Raw genomic sequence first — 18,458 nt, forward strand, 5'->3', positions numbered from 1 at the left:
CCCGTAAAATTTTTTTCAGATTTATTTAATCGAAAGTAGTTTCTTATTGTTTCTATAGTAAAAGAGGTGAGTTGGAAATAGATCAAAACAGTGAAACAAATCCATTATTGCAGCGGATAGCCTGGCTGATAGGCCGTTATCAGCAGGGTATACTGACAGCCGCCGAAGCCGAAGAGCTGCGGACCTGGTGTGATGCCTCCGCGGAGAACCGTCTTTTTTTTGAACAGATGACCGACCCGGATATACTCCGTGATAAATTGTTGCAATACGAGAAATTTGATGTTACTGCCGGCTGGAACACTTTCAGTGCAAAGCATTTCCCGGTAAAAGATAATGTGCCGGTACGCCCGTTGTATCGCTGGTGGACCGCTGCTGCGGCTGTTTTGCTGTTATTGGGTGCAGGCTTATATTTTCTTCGCCCTTCCGCCCCGCCTGCCCCGGTAACGGCCCTTTCCACCACGTCTATTATGCCGGGTACCAGCAAAGCCACGTTAACACTGGCAGATGGTTCGGTAATACCGCTGGATAGCAACGGTAACCGCGTGATCACACAACAGGGTGCCCTTATTCACCTGAATAATGGTCAGCTGCAATACAACGCGCAGGATTATTCTGCACAAACTACGCTGAACACACTGGCTACGCCAAGAGGCGGACAGTTCCGCCTCACGCTGCCGGATGGTACCAGGGTATGGCTGAATGCAGCTTCCTCAATTACTTTCCCCACTGCATTCCAGCAGGGGAAAAGGGAAGTGGAGATAAAAGGAGAAGTTTATTTTGAAGTGGCTGCCATGGCGAAAATGCCTTTTCAGGTAAAAGTGGGCCACCAAACCAACATAGAAGTATTAGGCACCAGTTTTAATATCAACGCCTATACAGATGAACCAGGCATCAAAACGACCCTTATACAAGGAGCCGTAAAAGTAAATGCAGGCAACAATTCCAGGGTATTATTACCCGGTCAGCAGGCATTGGTAAAAAGTCCTGGAAATATCGATATCGTAGCGCATGCAGATACAGCTGCGATACTCGCCTGGAAAAAGGAAGAATTTAATTTCCGCGATGCAGACATCCCCACCGTGATGCGTCAGCTGGCCAGATGGTATGATGTAACAATTGTTTATGCAGGTAATATCCCTGCCCGCCGGTTCCAAGGGGAAATTCAACGTAATCTGCCACTGTCGGATGTTTTGGAAGGACTGCAAAGTACCGGTATCCATTTCCGCCTGCAGGGACGCAGCATTATCGTGGAACCATAATGGGTTTATTTTTTAGCTATTGTCAACTGAACATTTATGCACCACCAACTTCAGAGATTGTAATGCCGCTATACGGATAAAAAAACCGGAGGTGATTGGACCCACCCCCGGCGAATATGTCCGGATGATAGTAGCACTAAGCTTGTACATACTTGAATACTGATTATCCATCCTAACAAATGCAAATCTATGCAATTGAATTATTATGGTAAAGTCCTTTCTATGCCTGGACTTTCCCCAACCAAAATTGCACTTACTATGAGATTAACGATTGTTCTCATGATTGTGGCGACATTGAAAGTATCTGCGGGTGCCTTCGGTCAAACAGTGTCTGTATCGGTGAAAAACGCGCCGATGGAAGAGGTGTTTACCTCCGTAAAACAGCAAACCGGCTACCTGTTCTTTTACGACCGGGACTTGCTGCGCACCGTGAAACCGGTTACCATCAAGGCGGAAAACACCAGGCTGGCAGACTTCCTTACGGAAATCTTTAAAGGCCAGCCACTGGATTATACGATCAAAGACAAAACAATTTTCATCAAAAAGAAAGCGCTGCCCGCAGGCAGCAACAACATCAGCACCGCACCGGAAGCCACTCAGCAACCGGTGACGGGTGTGGTGAAAGATGCCGCAGGTAACCTGCTTATCGGGGTAACCATCAAGGTGAAAGGCTCTAATATTGGTACCATCACGGATGAAAACGGACATTTCTCTCTCGCAGCAGGTCCCGGCGATGAACTGGTGTTAACCTACGTCGGCTACGAACCATATACTGTTCGTATCGGGAACTATGGCCCATTACAGCTGTTCCTTCGCCAACGCGCCAGCAGCCTGGACGAAACCGTGGTGATTGGCTACGGCACCACCAGCAAACGCAATAACACCGGATCGGTATCCAGCTTAAAGGCGGAAGACATCGCTTCACAGCCGGTAATGGACCCGCTGGCCGCGATGCAGGGCCGGATGGCCGGTATGTTGATATCATCTTCTAATGGGTTACCCGGATCCAGCTTTAAAGTAGTGATAAGAGGACAAAGTTCTGTTGGCCGCCCAAACGATCCGCTGTACATCATTGATGGTGTACCCTTTTATTCTGATCCGCTGAACCAGTTTACTTCTGCCAACGGTAATCAAAGCCCGCTGGCTACCATCAATCCTTCAGATATTGAACGTATCGATGTGCTGAAAGATGCAGATGCTACTGCCATCTACGGTTCCAGAGGTGCTAACGGCGTGGTGCTCATCACCACCAAAAGAGGTAAATCAGGCAGAACACAGGCTAACTTCAACGTATATACGGGCGCCAATAAAGTAGTTAATACCGTAAAAATGCTGAATACGCCGGAGTACATTGCCATGCGTAAAGAAGCCTATAAAAATGATAATAAACCATACGACGAGGATATTGCACCAGACCTCACCCTTTGGGATCAGCATCAAACCACCGACTGGCAAAAGTTCATGATCGGCGGTACCGGTCACACTACGGAAGCACAAGGCTCTGTGTCCGGCGGCAGTGAACAAACACAGTTTATGTTAAGCGGCACTTATCATAAGGAATCAACAGTAATGCCCGGAAGCCTCGGCTACCAGAGAGGCGCAGGCCATTTTAATTTAAATCATAACAGCACCGATGGAAAGTTTAACATCAGCACCTCTGTGAATTATTCGGCCAATAAAGATAATTCGCTGGCAAGTGATCTCACTACCTTCTTCAACATGTCTCCCAATTATCCGCTGTATGATTCTACCGGTAAATACTATTGGTTTGGAAATGCGCAAAATCCACAGGCATACCTGTTGCGCCGGTCTGAAATAAATACCAATAACCTGGTGGCTAACAGTACCATCAGGTATACCATCCTCCCGGGATTGAATCTGAAAACCAGCCTGGGTTACAACAAATCCAATATGAGGCAGGTGCAGGTATATCCGGATGCCACCTTTAACCCGATTACTTCCACCGGGAGCATGTCATATTTTGGTACTTCCGACATTGGATCTTACATCATTGAACCACAGATAGATTATAACAAAACCATCGCAAAAGGTGAACTGCAGGTAATGGTGGGCGGCACCTGGCAACAAACCATTACCCAGGGACAGTCCGTAAAAGCAACCGGCTTTTCCAGTGATGCGCTGCTGGAAGATCAACAGGCGGCCAGTCTCGTCATCCCTAATCCATCACAGTACGCCTTTTACCGTTACACATCCGTTTTCGGCAGGATCAATTACAACTGGGAAGGAAAATATTTAGTGAATGCCACCTATCGCCGTGATGGCTCCACCCGCTTTGGCCCCGGCAACCGCTTCGGTAACTTCGGCGCCATAGGAGCCGCCTGGATATTTACCAAAGAAGGTTTTATGAAAGATGTGGGTTTCCTCAGCTTTGGTAAACTTCGTGCAAGCATCGGCGTTACTGGCAACGATAACATAGGAAATTACAAGTACCTCGACAGCTGGACCTCCAATCCTTATCCTTATGATGGGGTATCCGGACTAACACCTTCCCGCTTAGCCAATCCATTGTATAAATGGGAGGAAAACCGCAAAAAGGAAATTGGACTGGAACTGGGATTCCTGAAAGACAGGATTCTGTTTAATACCAACTATTATCATAACATATCCGGTAATCAACTGGTGGAGGATCAGCTACCACCACAGGTAGGCTTTCCGTCTATCACCGCCAACTTCCCGGCATCCGTGCTTAACAGCGGATGGGAATTTGAAGTGAATACTATTAATATTCAGCGACCCGGCTTTACCTGGAAATCATCCTTAAACCTGACGGTAAGTAAAAATGAATTGAAATCGTATCCGGGTATTGAAGGCTCTATTTACAAAGATATATATGTGGTAGGACAATCATTAACTATTGTAAGAGGATATAAGTTCATGGGAATCGATCCTGAAACAGGATTGGCGCAGTTCTACAGCAACAGCGGCACTACTACGGATCCGGCAGAGTATGACGACTATGTAACACTGGGTAAAACAATGCCGGCCTACTACGGCGGGTTACAAAACAGCGTTACCTATAAAGGTTTCAGCCTTGATTTCCTGCTGCAGTTTGTAAAACAGGAAGGCCCGCAAATCGGCTATGGATACAGTAGTCCTGCCATCGGCTCGTTCGCCAACCAGGACCTGCGTGCGCTGGACCGCTGGAAGAATAAAGGCGATAACACGAATGTACCCGGCGCTACTACTTCCGCAGGAACGGCTAACTACAGGAACTACAGCCTCTCTACCGCCAGTTGGGGCGACGCTTCTTATATCCGCCTGAAAAATGTTTCGGTGAGATATGACCTGTCGAAATATACCAAACGTTGGAAAGTCAATAACATCAGCGTTTATGCGTTAGCGCAAAACCTGCTCACCTTTACCAACTATAAAGGTCTTGATCCTGAAACCCAGGGCATGGTAATGCCGCCATTAAAAGCGTATACCATCGGGTTACAATTTGCTTTATAAAGAAATATTCCTGTTTTGCAGATAATAAAAAGATTTACCATGAAACGAATTCATATATTTTTAATCGGTGTTCTCCTTTTCAGCAGCAGCTCCTGCAGCAAGTATGTGGATACGCCGTTACCAAAGAACGAGCTGGTATCCGGACTGGTATTTACAGATGATAAAACTGCTACGGCCGCTGTTACCGGTTTATATGGCAGTATGTACTCGTTCAACTACCAGTTTGCAAATGTGCTCATTAACTACCTCACCGCAATGCAGGCAGATGATATGGCCTATTACTCTTCCTTCGCCAATTATGATGTTTTTAAAGAGAACAGGTTATTGCCCAGCAGCCAGTACGTACAGAGTATGTTTGCGGATCTTTACAGTTATATCTACCAGACAAATGCTTGCGTAGAAGGACTTTCCACCGCATCCGCATTAACGCCTGCCGTAAAGAACCAGTTAATGGGAGAGTCCCTGTTCATGCGCGCTTTCTGTTATTTTTACCTGGTAAATATGTATGGAGATGTGCCCCTGATCACCGGCACAGACTATAAAGTTAACGGTGTAAAACCACGCGCACCACGTGCGGAAGTATATAATGGGATTATCACGGATCTTAAAGCAGCAGTGGCATTAATGGGAGATGATTATCCTACGGGGCAGCATATACGCCCGGATAAATCCGTAGCCAACGCATTACTGGCAAGGGTGTACCTGTATAACCAAAACTGGGCACTGGCAGAAACTACTGCATCGTTGGTCATCGATAATGGTCGTTATTCATTGGTAACTGATCTGAACAAAGTGTTCCTGGCTAATAGCAATGAAGCGATCTGGCAGCTGCAGCCACTTAATGTAGTGGGTGGCCGCAACACCTGGGAAGGATTTACTTCTACCCCGGCTATTAACCCCACCACGGGCCTCTTTGGTACAGCGGTATTCCGGCTGGATACCATCAACCTGATCAGAAAATACGAACCGAATGATCAGCGGTTTACCAAATGGATCGTTTACTACAAAACCACTGCGGGTACCAGTGTTTACTTCCCTTATAAATACAAAATAAGAACGAGTACCAGCGGCGTTACCGAATACTCCATGGTAATGCGTCTTGCAGAACAGTATCTCATCCGCGCGGAAGCCCGCATCCAGCAAGGAAAACTGGACGATGGCCGCGCCGACCTGGATGCTATCCGTCAACGCGCAGGTTTACCCGGTTTGTCTGCTTCCCTCGCACAACCCGCCCTGCTGCTGGCAGTGGAGCAGGAACGAAAAGTGGAATTGTTTGCAGAGTGGGGCCACCGTTGGTTTGACCTGAAACGTACCAAAAGGTCGGATGCGGTGCTGGGACCGATTAAAGGCGCCAACTGGCAATCTACCGATACCCTTTACCCGATTCCTTCTGATGCCATCAGAACCAATGTTAACCTTACCCAGAACGAAGGGTACAAATAACCATTGCTGATATGAAGAAATTAGTTATCATATTTTTACTGGCTGCCCTGGCAGCCGGTAAAATATATGCCCAACAAAGGGTAGTGATCAGCCCGGAATACCCGGAACGTGGTCAAACCGTTACGGTCACTTACGATCCCGCTGCGCCGGGGGCAGGGATTCCGGTCACCGCTGCGCCGGTCACCCTCGTGTTTTCCTATTCCAACTTTTACAACCTTGCATGGCGCATGAACATGCAGCGTACCGGGAATAAATGGACCACCTCTTTTGTACTGGCCGACTACACCACCTTCGCTACCTTTTACCTGGAAAGCGGCGATGCTGTGGATAAGCCGGCAAAAGACCGGCACTACGAAGTAGCGGTGTATAAAAACAAAGTGCCGGTAAAAGATATGGCGCTGTACAAGGCTTACAGTCTTAGTGCGCAAATGGGCAAGTCCCCTCTACTGGCCGATAAACAGGCCGCGCTTTATAAAGAAGAACTGAAACGTTACCCGGACAACTACGAAGCAAAACTGCGCCTGCTTACCTACGAAATGAACAAGGCCACCAACGCCAAAGAAAAAGAAAAGTTCAGGGCACAGGCACACCAGGTGATTGCAGACAAATTTAACAGCGCGCCCACAACTCCCGGCAACATGAATAAGGTAACCATGGGCTACCTGATCATCGGCGAAAACTCCCGGCTGGATTCTATCCGGCGCGTAGTGATGGGACGCTACCCGGAATCCGCACTGGGCCGGGATATCATGACCGGCATCGTGGCGAAAGGAAAAGACACAGCCCGGCAGATCACCTTCTTTGAAAACGAACTGAAAAAGGAAACCCCGGAAAACAGGGAATCTTTCACAGAAATGCACGATGTCCTGCTTCAATATTATGCTGTAAGAAAAGACAGTAACAAAGCATTATATCATGCCCGTTTTATGACCACCGAAAAGGAAAATCCTTACAAGGTGATCACCTGGCAACAGATTGCGCAAACACTGCTGGATAATAACCTCTCGCTGGATACCGCACGCCGGTACGCACAACTGGCGTTAGACAGCGTACGCAGCTACCCGGTAGGCGTGATCCGTCATTTCCCGGAAACGGGATACATCTATCCGTATGCAGACGATAGTACGCGTAATGCGGTGTATAATAAAGCCAGCCGGCATCTGGCATCTGTACTGGGCCTCATCGATATGAAACAGGGACGCCTGGCAGCGGCAGACAAACACATGGAACAAGCCGTGGATTATTATGCAGATAAAGAAACACTCGACAACGCGGAAACATATTACCAGCAAACCAATAATACCGCTCAACTGAACCAGCTGCAGGAGTTCCGGAAAAAAATACTGATAGAAAAAGTAAAGAAACAACGGATCAACCGTCCCGCCCCGCCACTCAGCTCCTTTGTGGATATGAAAGGTCAGCCGGTATCTGCCGCTTCACTGAAAGGCAAGATCATACTGATCGACTTTTGGGCCACCTGGTGTGTACCCTGCATGCAGGAAATGCCCTACCTGCAGAAATTGTACGATCAATATAAACAACACCCCGATGTGGTTTTTATGATTGCCAACAGCGGCGCCCGCAACACCTTAGCCGACGCGCAGGGCTGGAGCGGTAATAAAAAATATTCCTTCCCGGTGTATTATAATACCGACCCGGCCATAGGAGATAAGTTCCGGTTTAACATCATTCCCGCTTCCTATCTCATCAACAAAGAAGGGAACATCATTTTCAGCAACATCGGCTTTGAAGGACCGGAAGTGGAAGAAAAGCTGAAGCAACAGCTGGAGATCCTGTTAAACGACTAAATACTTAAACGGGTACCATTAAATACTTAAGTAGTCACCATAACCAGCCGGAAAGATTCCCGGAAATTTGTCTTATCAAAAAAAATAAAACAAAATGGCAACAAAAAACAAAATAGCCCTGGTTACTGGTGGCAGTCGCGGATTAGGTAAGAATATGTCTTTACAACTCGCTAAAAGCGGGCACGATATCATCCTCACTTACAGAAGCAACCAGGCGGAGGCCGACAAAGTAGTAGCAGAAATCCAGGCTATCGGGCAAAAAGCTATCGCCTACCAGCTGGATACCGGCGACACAAAATCGTTCGATGGATTCCTGGCAACAGTTGCGGCGCACCTGCAGGAAAACACCGGCGAAGGCAAATTCGATTTCCTGGTAAACAATGCGGGCATCGACAGAAGCTCCCTCATCCCCGATACTACGGAAGAAGATTTTGATGAGCTGTATCAGGTGCACTTAAAGGGCGTATACTTCCTCACACAGAAAGCATTACCTTTTATTAATAACAATGGTCGTATCATTAATTTGTCGACCGGCCTGGCGCGGTTTGCCACACCCGGATATGCCGCCTACGCTTCCATGAAAGGCGCCATAGAAGTGTTTACCAGGTACCTGGCCAAAGAAGTGGGCACACGCGGCATTACTGCCAACGTAGTGGCCCCCGGCATCATTGAAACAGATTTTACAAAATCCGTTTTTGAACATGCGCCACAGGCAATTGAATACATTTCGGCCCATACCGCCCTTGGTCGCACCGGCGTACCGGACGATATTGGGGGCGTGGTAGCCTTCCTGTGTACCGAAGAAGCCCGATGGATCACCGCACAACGTATTGAAGCTTCCGGAGGCATGTTCCTGTAATAGAGTAAAACAAATTATGCAGCACGGCGGGTTTCCTGCCGTGCTTTTTTTATATCGGGCGATTAAAATAGGTTTATTTTTGGCTGTTGCCACTTAATAAACCATGACCGTAATCGGACACCTGCTGTATTGAAACCGGGCATCCGGTAGTCGTGTATTGATGTTAAAGTGCTGATTATCATGTCTCCTGATTTCCGGCATCCAATTAGAACGCCCTGCATATTATGTTTAAGAATTACTTCAGCATTGCACTCAGGAACCTTTGGAGAAACAAAGGTTTTTCAGCCATCACTATATTCGGGCTGGCTATTGGCATGACCACCTGTTTACTTATCACGTTGTTCGTAACAGATGAGCTGAGCTACGACCGGTTCAATAAAAAAGCCGACAGGATCTATCGTATCAATGCTGATTTTTTTGTAAACGGCAATGCCTTTAAAGAAAGATTCAGCCCCAGCCAGCTGGGCCCGGTGCTGCTGCAGGAATATCCCAACGTGGAAAACTATGTACGGTTTATCCGCCAGGGAAGTATCCTGGTAAAAAAAGGGAACACCACACTGGTAGAAAAAAATGCCTGCTTTGCAGATTCCACCCTGTTCGATGTATTCAGCTTGCAGATGATCAGCGGCGACCCTAAAACCGCGCTCACCCAACCTAATACCATGGTCATCTCCGAACGGATGGCACTCAAATACTTTAATAGCACCGATGTAGTGGGTAAAACACTGCAAACAGATAATGTGGCCACTTACCAGATCAGCGGTGTAATAAAAGATGTGCCGGATCAGTCGCACCTGCACTTCGATTTTGTGCGCGCCATGTCCGAATTACCCGAAAGCCGGGAAAACGGCGGATGGATGTCAGACAACTACGCCACCTATGTATTAATGCGGGAAGGCGCCACCGGCGCGCAACTGCAAAGCTATGTGGATGCCGTTACCAAAAAATATATGGAGGGGCCGCTGAAGAAAATGACCGGCAGTACCTTTGCAGATCTCCAAAAATCAGGGGGGCATTTTGGATATAACCTGCTGCCGCTCACAAGCATTCATTTATATTCCCCGCTGGCCGATGAAGCAGAACCTTCCGGCAATATTCAATACGTGTACATCTTCATTGCGGTGGCGATCATCATTCTGCTGATTGCCTGCGTTAACTTCATGAACCTTTCCACCGCCCGCTCTGCCGGGCGCGCTAAAGAAGTAGGAGTGCGGAAGGTGCTGGGTTCCCAACGGTCTTCCCTGATTTTCCAATTCCTTACGGAGTCTATGCTGACCAGCTTCTTTGCCCTGTTACTGGCAGTGGCATTCGCCATTTTACTGCTCCCGTATCTCAACCAGCTGTCAGGAAAAAACATTACGCTGGAGGCGGGGTATTTTTTATGGCTGCTGCCTTTCCTGCTGGTAACTGCTGGTGTGATCGGGTTGCTGGCTGGCAGTTATCCCGCCTTTTTCCTGTCGGGCTTTGAGCCTATCAAAGTGCTGAAAGGCCGGTTGAACAGCGGTTTCAGGAACGGATGGCTGCGGAACAGCCTCGTGGTTTTCCAGTTTGCTTCTGCTATCCTGTTGATTGTTGGTACGCTGGTGATCAACAGTCAGCTGAATTATATACGGAATAAAAAGCTTGGTTATAACCGCGAACAGGTGCTCATCCTGGGCAATACCCAGTCGTTGTGGACACATGCCCGCAACTTTAAAAATGAAGTGCTGAACATACCAGGTGTGGAATCGGGTACTATGACAGGCTCTTTGCCTACCGATATAAGACAGAACACCAATATCTATTCAAAAGATGCCGCCCGCAGCACCGGGCAGGTAACCGGCGTACCGGAATGGTATGTGGATGCGGATTACATCCACACAATGGGCATGCAAATGGCCAGTGGCCGGAATTTCTCACCAGACATGCCTTCCGATACTTTTGCTGTATTGCTCAATGAAACGGCAGCCCGGTTATTTGATTTCAGGGATCTGAATGAAAAGTATCTCTATGCCGATGGAGACAGGCCGCTGAAAGTAATAGGCGTGGTAAAAGATTTCAATGCCGGTAGCTTAAGGAATAAAATACCGCCAATGGTGTTCCGGCTACGGGAAAATTTCCAGTCAATGGCATTCCGCATCCAGACCAGTAATATCCAGGAACTCATTGCAAAGATAAAAACCGCCTATGAAGCGCAGCCGGGTATGGGTGGGCAGCCATTCGTCTATTCTTTTCTTGATGACGATTTTAACCGCCTCTATATTGCAGAACAGCGTACAGGCAGGATCTTCATTTCCTTTGCCATATTGGCCGTATTAATTGCGTCCCTGGGAGTATTCGGGCTGATCACTTATGCAGCGGAACAACGTACCCGGGAAATAGGCATCCGCAAGGTGCTGGGCGCGTCAGTAACGGGTATTGTGGCCATGCTGTCGAAAGACTTCCTGAAACTGGTATTGGTGGCTGTTGTTATTGCCAGTCCGCTTGCCTGGTATGTGATGAGCCGGTGGCTGCAGAATTTTGCCTACCAGGTAAAAATGAGCTGGACAACCTTTGTATTGGCCGCGTTTATTGCGATCGCCATCACCATTTTAACTGTCAGCTACCGGGCTATCAGGGCTGCTACGGCCAACCCGGTGAACAGCCTCAAAGCAGAATAATCAGTTGACCAGCGGAAGTTCCAGGTAAAAGGAGCTTCCGCCTTCGCGGTTGTTTTCAAACCAGATCTGTCCCTCCTGCGCGGTGGTATATTCCTTACAGAGAAATAACCCCAGTCCAATCCCCTTTTCATTATCTGTTCCGAAAGTGGAACGTACTTTCAGGGAGAAAATATCCGGTTGCCTGGACAGGTCAATACCCACACCGCTGTCTCTCACTTCAATTAAGCATTTATTGCCGGCCCTGCTGGTTTTGATGAAGATGGTTCCACCGGAAGGGGTGAACTTGGCGGCATTGCCAAGCAGGTTACGCACAATCAGCTGCAGCATATTGATGTCGGCCATCACTTTTATAGACGCGTCTATATTGGTATCCAGGCTGATCTTTTTTTTGGATACCGCCATTTTGTTGATTTTAAGAATGGGATGTATGGCCGATGCGACGTCTACAGGAGTAAGATTTACATTGAGCCCGTCCATTTGCGTTTTAGACCATACAAGGATATTATATAGCATCTCCTGTGTGCTGTTGACCACGTACAGCAGTTCCGTTTCTATCTGGGTTTTATTTTCGGGGTCCAGTTCTATTTCCCGCATCAGCTGGAGGTACGATTGTATCGCTGCCAATGGGTTACGCAGGTCGTGCGAGATCAGCGAAAAGAGTTTGCTCTTTTCCGTGTTCATGATTTCAAGTGCGCGCGTTTTTTCTTCTCCCTGCTGCTTTTCTTTGTTATAGGCATTTTTCAGGTAAACCGTTCCTACGAAAATTACGCACACGCAGATAATATAGGTAGGGGTCATATCTGCAAAAATGTCTTTCCTCGTTTTATAAACCGCATCTACCACCGCCGGGTGATAATATTCCCACATGATCAGCCCGAGTACGGTGAGCAGGTTCAGCGCCAGCCACCAGTAATATTGTTTCCGGGAGGAAATCAGCATAACCAGGAAGAACGCCAGGGTAAAGGACAACAGGGAGGCGCCCTGTATTCCCCCGCTGTAGAAATAGTTAATAGCGAAGCTCACGTTAATAACGATCGCGGCAATGGCTATACTGATATTTACCTTCTTCCGGTATCTCGACAAAAAATAAATAAAGGAGAATGCAGGCACCAGTAAAGCAAAGATGAGCGAGGTAACCGTAAGGCCGGTAATATAATTATATGGTACGTTAATGGCAATAATAAAGAGGGAAATAGCACATATCGCATTGAATATGCGGTTTTCCAGCGAGAACTGTCTGGGGTCTCCTATCAGGAAGTGTGAGAATTGTTTCAATCGTTGGGATATCGTTATGGTTCCGGGTGTTGACATGTTACTAATTTAAGCAAAAACAACTGCTGTTGGCAGTGAAAATGCCGGGCTCAGGATAATCATATTATTGTAATGTCACAATTTTTTCGCGGTTTTCTTTATACTACCTGATTAATTTTTAAAAAAAATGCGGCGTGGCCAAAGAAAATCTGACCGCCATCAAAAGCAATATCCGCGCCATTATCTGTAAGCGAAGATAATATTGTCCCAAACGCGAAGGGGTATACGTAAAGACCATCCGTTTCCGTTACATTTTGCTAAATGCATTTTACAAAAGCGGGAAAGCTAAAATAATTATCATTAATTTTCGGCCGCGGGAGAGATGATGAGGTATTCACCCACTTTTAATATGCGCGAAAAATGATGAGTGATGGAGACTTATTACAGCTTATAAAAAGAGATGATACAGCTGCTTTTGAATCTATCTATGATAAATATTGGCAGGCCCTTTATTTAAAGGCTTGTCAGCGTGTGGATAAAGATGAGGCGAAAGACATGGTGCAGGAGGTGATGATTACGTTATGGAGAAGAAGGAACGATATCCGGGTAACGCAGGAGGGAGACCTGGGCCGGTACCTGTTCACCGCCATCCGGTACCGCGTGATCAGCCATTATGCCTTTAGTGCCGCAGAAATTAAAAAGGCGGATTTTTTTGATACTTTCGACGATTACATTGCGACTGATACATTAGAAACCAAAGAACTAAAAGCCAAAATCGAAACCGAGATCGGCAGGTTGCCTGCGCGCATGCAGCAGATCTTCCGCCTGAGCAGGGAGGATGATTATACCATCGCCGATATTGCAAAAACACTTAATATTTCAGAACAAACCGTAAAGAATCAGCTGACAGATGCCTTAAAACGCCTCCGTACTTCATTGAAAGCCTCTTCCACCGGCGACTGGACACTGGTATTAATCTACCTCTTCTCCCAGTTACATCAGCAACAGTAGTCCGCCGGATAAAGTTTTTCCCGGCGTGCAGGATTGGCCCGATGGTCTAACCTTTTCCCTTTGTTACCGGCAGGCTCCCCGCAGGGGAGAGGCGGTACTGTGTCATCCATTGCCCGGGGCGCATCATTCATTCATGCAGACGACGGGGCGTTCCCGGAATGGCTGTCCCCGGGAAGGCCATATCATTGGTGGTAAAGGGCTATCTCCCGGAGATGATCCGCTGCCAGGCATCCTTCTCCCGGAGGGGAAATATTTTTTAAACCGGACTAGTACCGGATATTATTTTTTCAGATAAGTAATAAAATCGCGCGCTTTGGAAGTCAGTAAAATCAGACAGCTTTTTAAAAAGTATATGCTGGGGCATAGCTCCGGACCGGAAAACCAACTCATAGAACAATGGTACCAGTCGTTCGATGCAGCAGCTTTACCAGAAATGGATGAGGCGGAGCAACAGCATATAAAACGCGAAATGTGGCTAAATATCCAGCCGCAAATTGAAGTCGCTAAAACGTTTTATCTTACCCGTGGCTGGAAAAGAGCTGCAGCGGCTGTATTGCTGCTGGCAGGCGCCGGGGCGGCCTGGTACCTGCTGCATCCACACCCACAGGCTACCTGGACCACCTACGCCACCCGCACCGGTGAAAGAAAAACCATTCACCTCAACGACGGATCAATAGTGATGTTAAACGCCGGCACCACGATCCGGATACCCGACAACCTCTCCAAAGAAAGAAAACTCGACCTGGTTGACGGGGAAGCCTTCTTTGATGTGAAAACAAATCCCGGTGTACCGTTCATTGTAGAAAGCGGTCCGCTCCAGACCACCGTACTGGGAACGTCCTTCAACATCGCCGCCTATAAAGAAATACACACCCTCAGCATAGGAGTGGTATCCGGCAAAGTAAGCATCTCTGGAAAAGCCTCACCCGCACACATCCTCGGGCAAAACCAGGAACTGGTGTACAACCGGAACAACGGGCAGATAAAAGTTTCACCGGTAGACGAACAACTGCCCGGATGGAAGGATGGCAAACTCGTTTTCAATGATGTTACTTTCCACGACATGGTGATACTGATGGAAAAAAACTTCGGCATCACCATCACCACCACACAGGAACATGTAAGAACCACCAGATATACCACGGAATTGCCAACAGATATGGCGCCCGAAAAAGCAGCACAGGTGCTGGCGGCGATCCATCATCTGAAAGTACGCACGATCAATCAGCACACCGTTATTTACGAATAATAAACAATGTATCACCAAAGCTAATCGCTTAAAACAACTACGTATTAATGCCACGTAAATGGAACCTTTTGTTAATGCTAACAATTAATGCCTAACCACGTATGAAGAAAATTGTAAAAAATTTCAGAAAACGAATGCTTGCAGTCGTTTTGGCCCTGACGTGTGTCCCAGCCATACTGCCGGTATACGCCGGCCAGGGACAAATCCTGCAGGAAACCAGCGTCACTATTGCATTGAAAGGAGGTAGCCTGGAATCTGCCATCAGGGACCTGCACCGCCATACAAAAATTAATTTTGCCTACGACAGGCAACTGCTCAGCGGCTACAAAGTAGAAGGGTACTCGTTTTCCAACGAGCGACTGGACTACGTTCTCGAAAAATTACTGCAACACAAATCCCTCGGATATGCAGAAGTAAATGATATTGTAGTCATCAGTAAACTCACTGCCCCCAAAGCGGCCATGACCCGCCAGGAAGTAGTGGTGTCCGGTGTGATCAAAGATGAAAACGGTAAACCACTTCCCGGCGTAAGCGTAGCTGTAAGGGGCGTAAGCACCATGACCACCACCGACGCCAACGGACGTTACAAGATCATCGTAAACGCTGCTACCGATGTACTGGCATTCAGCTTCATTGGTTATGAAACGGCAGAAATAGTAGCTGGCAGTCAAACTACCATCAACGTACAACTGAAAGTAGCCAGCAAATCACTCGGCGAAGTAGCCGTAGTGGGTTTCGGTACCCAGCGTAAAGTAAGCCTGGTAGGCGCCCAGTCCACTATCCGCCCGGCGGAATTTAAACAGCCGGCATCAGACATCTCTTCCATGCTGGCAGGCCGCATCGCCGGCGTAATAGGCGTGCAGCGTACCGGCGAACCCGGTAAAGGCAGCGCCGATATCTGGATCCGCGGTATCTCCACCTTCGGAGGCGGTAATAAAGCAACGCCCCTCATCCTCGTGGATGGTGTGGAAAGATCTATCAATAACATTTCCCCGGAAGACATTGAGTCGTTCACCATCCTGAAAGATGCCGCCGGTACCGCCGTATATGGCGTGCGCGGCGCCAATGGTGTTATTCTCCTGAAAACAAAAACAGGGAAAGTAGGTAAACCACAGATCTACTTCGATTATAATGAAGGCGTAAACTCCTTTACCAAACGACCGGAAATGCTCGATGGCGTTACTTATATGAACCTCGCCAACGAAGCCTCTACCACCCGCAACCACAACCCGGTGTTCTCCGAAGAAACTATCGAAAAAACAAAAAGTAACGTGGACCCGCTGTTATACCCGAACGTAAACTGGATGGATGCTGTATTCAATAAATACGGTCATACCCGCAGCGCTAACCTCAACGCCAGCGGCGGTGTGGAAAATGCACAGTACTACGTATCACTCGGCTACTATAACGAAAGCGGCTTCCTGAAAACAGACGACCTGGAGAAGTACAATTCTTCCTTAAAATATAACCGCTATAACTTTACGTCTAACCTGAACCTGAAAGTTACAAAGTCCACCAAGCTTGATGTAGGCCTGCAGGGATACTTCTCCAATGGTAACTACCCCGGCATTAACACCCACGATATTTTCCAGAGCGCGATGGACGCCTCCCCGGTGGTGTATCCTGTAATGTACCCTGGTGGCTTCGTTCCCGGTCGCTCGGCCAACGGCGGCTTCAGGAATCCTTATGCCGACCTTACCCGCAGAGGCTATCGCAACGAATTCAGGAACCAGTTGTACTCCAATATCCGGGCTACGCAAGACCTGAAATCCATTACGGAAGGGTTGTCGGCCACCGCGATGTTTGCCTTCGACGTTTTTAACCAGAACTATATTACCCGCTCCAAACGCGAGGACACCTGGTTCCCGGATATGAACAATCCGTACAAACCGGATGGTACGCTTAACCTGTTGAAAACATTCACCGGTAATCAATACCTCGGCTTCGATAAAAACGATGGCGACCGGCAGACCACCCGCCAGTTTTATACAGAGGCCGCCATCAACTACGACCGTGGTTTTGGTAAACACCGCGTAACCGGTTTAGGATTGTTTTATACCAGCGATAAAACCAATACCCTCGCCGGCGACTTTATCAACTCCATCCCGGAAAGATACCTCGGCCTGGCAGGTAAAGCAGCCTATTCTTACGACGACCGTTACTTTATGGAATTCAATTTCGGCTACAACGGCTCGGAATTGTTTGCACCGGAAAACCGCTACGGATTTTTCCCCGCTATCGGTTTAGCCTGGGTACCTTCCAATGAACGTTTTTTTGAGCCGTTTAAAAACGCCATCTCCTTCCTGAAGTTCCGCTACTCCAACGGTAATACCGGTCTCGGTAGCGCAGAAGAGCGTTTCCTGTATATCACCAAACTGAATGATAACGATCACGGCTATACGTTTGGAAAAGGTTTTAACGGCGGCAGTGGTATCAGCATCACCCGTTATGCATCGGATGTGCGCTGGTCTGTTTCCAATAAACAGGACCTGGGTATAGAACTGCGTACACTGAACGACCGTCTCCTTGTAAATGTGGATGTGTTCAAGGAACACCGTACCGGTATCTTCCTGCAACGCGCTTCCAACGTGGATTTCATGGGCCTTGATAATCAGCAGTATGGTAACCTCGGCGCCGTGGAAAACAAAGGTTTGGATGCCAACCTGGAATACAATGCACGTATCGGGAATGTAGAAGTATCCGTGCGAGGTAACATTACCTGGAACCAGGATAAAGTATTGGAAGATGACCGCCCGCCGCAGCTGTACCCATGGATGGAACACCGCGGCAATAATATCCTGGCGCGGTATGGTTATATCGCAGAAGGCTTGTTCATTGACCAGGCAGACATCGACAAAAGCGCCGTTCCGGGTTCCCGCTCACAGGTGAAACCGGGCGACATCAAATACAAGGATCTTAACGGAGACGGTAAGATCAACTCCTCCGATGAAACAAAGATCGGCCGCGGCGATGTACCCGCAATGGTGTATGGCTTCGGGTTAAATCTTGCCTACAAAGGATTTAATATTGGTTTCCTGTTCCAGGGAATCTCCGATGCCGATCGTATGCTGCAGGGCAGCGCCATCATTCCATTCAATGGCGGTGGCGGGGAAAGCAACGCCTATAGCATTGCTACCGACAGATGGACCCCTGAAAACCCACGCCAGGACGCGTTTTACCCACGTCTCGCCTATGGCGAAGCAGAGAATGTAAACAACACCCAGCCAAGCAGCTGGTGGGTAAAAGATGTGAGCTTCATCCGCCTGAAATCTGCGCAGATCGCCTACAACCTGCCCGCCAGTTTGCTGCAGCGCATAGGCGTCCGGAATTCATCTGTTTACTTACAGGGTATCAACCTGCTTACTTTCAGCAAGTTCAAATTGTGGGATCCTGAATTAAATACCGACAACGGTTCTACTTATCCAAATGTGAGAACCATTTCGCTGGGAGTAAACCTGAAATTTTAAT

General features: G+C 47.9%; 10 protein-coding genes. 9 read left to right on the plus strand and 1 reads right to left on the minus strand.

The annotated features are described in order from the left end of the window. The first annotated feature begins 71 nt into the window (after positions 1-71). The 6 genes from QFZ51_RS12330 to QFZ51_RS12355 all read left to right on the plus strand — a co-directional run bounded on the left by QFZ51_RS12330 (position 72) and on the right by QFZ51_RS12355 (position 11,479). Complete coding sequence (locus QFZ51_RS12330; RefSeq protein ID WP_429046183.1) at positions 72-1,259, plus strand: FecR family protein; 1,188 nt, start codon at positions 72-74, stop codon at positions 1,257-1,259. Between the two features lie 258 nt (positions 1,260-1,517). Next, positions 1,518-4,730, plus strand: coding sequence for a TonB-dependent receptor (locus QFZ51_RS12335; RefSeq protein WP_429046185.1), 3,213 nt, complete (start codon positions 1,518-1,520; stop codon positions 4,728-4,730). Between the two features lie 39 nt (positions 4,731-4,769). Further along, a complete protein-coding gene (locus QFZ51_RS12340) occupies positions 4,770-6,173 on the plus strand; it encodes a RagB/SusD family nutrient uptake outer membrane protein (protein WP_429046187.1) in 1,404 nt (467 codons plus the stop codon). Positions 6,174-6,184: 11 nt separating this feature from the next. Further along, on the plus strand, positions 6,185-7,981 hold the full coding sequence (locus tag QFZ51_RS12345; RefSeq protein ID WP_429046188.1) for a TlpA family protein disulfide reductase: 1,797 nt from the start codon (positions 6,185-6,187) through the stop codon (positions 7,979-7,981). Between the two features lie 94 nt (positions 7,982-8,075). Beyond that, a complete protein-coding gene (locus tag QFZ51_RS12350) occupies positions 8,076-8,840 on the plus strand; it encodes an SDR family NAD(P)-dependent oxidoreductase (RefSeq protein WP_429046190.1) in 765 nt (254 codons plus the stop codon). A gap of 224 nt (positions 8,841-9,064) precedes the next feature. After that, the gene (locus QFZ51_RS12355) at positions 9,065-11,479 is read left to right on the plus strand and encodes an ABC transporter permease (protein WP_429046192.1); all 2,415 of its coding nucleotides are present in this window, start codon (positions 9,065-9,067) and stop codon (positions 11,477-11,479) included. Here QFZ51_RS12355 and QFZ51_RS12360 read toward each other — a convergent pair whose 3' ends face one another. After that, a complete protein-coding gene (locus QFZ51_RS12360; protein ID WP_429046194.1) occupies positions 11,480-12,790 on the minus strand; it encodes a sensor histidine kinase in 1,311 nt (436 codons plus the stop codon). It abuts the gene before it with no gap. 360 nt (positions 12,791-13,150) lie between these two features. Between QFZ51_RS12360 and QFZ51_RS12365 the strand changes: the two genes are divergently transcribed. The 3 genes from QFZ51_RS12365 to QFZ51_RS12375 all read left to right on the plus strand — a co-directional run bounded on the left by QFZ51_RS12365 (position 13,151) and on the right by QFZ51_RS12375 (position 18,457). Then, complete coding sequence (locus QFZ51_RS12365; RefSeq protein ID WP_370911593.1) at positions 13,151-13,741, plus strand: RNA polymerase sigma factor; 591 nt, start codon at positions 13,151-13,153, stop codon at positions 13,739-13,741. Between the two features lie 313 nt (positions 13,742-14,054). Beyond that, positions 14,055-14,990 carry a FecR family protein gene (locus QFZ51_RS12370; protein WP_429046197.1) on the plus strand — a complete coding sequence of 312 codons (936 nt, stop codon included), beginning with the start codon at positions 14,055-14,057 and terminating at the stop codon, positions 14,988-14,990. A gap of 134 nt (positions 14,991-15,124) precedes the next feature. Then, entirely contained in the window at positions 15,125-18,457 is a 3,333-nt protein-coding gene (locus QFZ51_RS12375; protein WP_429046199.1) for a SusC/RagA family TonB-linked outer membrane protein, read from the plus strand. Position 18,458 lies beyond the last annotated feature (1 nt).

This window comes from Chitinophaga sp. W3I9 (genome assembly GCF_050434025.1).
In the GTDB taxonomy this organism is placed as follows: domain Bacteria; phylum Bacteroidota; class Bacteroidia; order Chitinophagales; family Chitinophagaceae; genus Chitinophaga.

What these genes read in the sequence shown, in the direction of transcription:
- QFZ51_RS12365 (WP_370911593.1), top strand. Translation starts at nt 13,151, where the DNA reads ATGATGAGTGATGGAGACTTATTACAGCTTATAAAAAGAGATGATACA.
- QFZ51_RS12340 (WP_429046187.1), top strand. Translation starts at nt 4,770, where the DNA reads ATGAAACGAATTCATATATTTTTAATCGGTGTTCTCCTTTTCAGCAGC.
- QFZ51_RS12335 (WP_429046185.1), top strand. Translation starts at nt 1,518, where the DNA reads ATGAGATTAACGATTGTTCTCATGATTGTGGCGACATTGAAAGTATCT.
- QFZ51_RS12355 (WP_429046192.1), top strand. Translation starts at nt 9,065, where the DNA reads ATGTTTAAGAATTACTTCAGCATTGCACTCAGGAACCTTTGGAGAAAC.
- QFZ51_RS12350 (WP_429046190.1), top strand. Translation starts at nt 8,076, where the DNA reads ATGGCAACAAAAAACAAAATAGCCCTGGTTACTGGTGGCAGTCGCGGA.
- QFZ51_RS12360 (WP_429046194.1), bottom strand. Translation starts at nt 12,790, where the DNA reads ATGTCAACACCCGGAACCATAACGATATCCCAACGATTGAAACAATTC.
- QFZ51_RS12345 (WP_429046188.1), top strand. Translation starts at nt 6,185, where the DNA reads ATGAAGAAATTAGTTATCATATTTTTACTGGCTGCCCTGGCAGCCGGT.
- QFZ51_RS12375 (WP_429046199.1), top strand. Translation starts at nt 15,125, where the DNA reads ATGCTTGCAGTCGTTTTGGCCCTGACGTGTGTCCCAGCCATACTGCCG.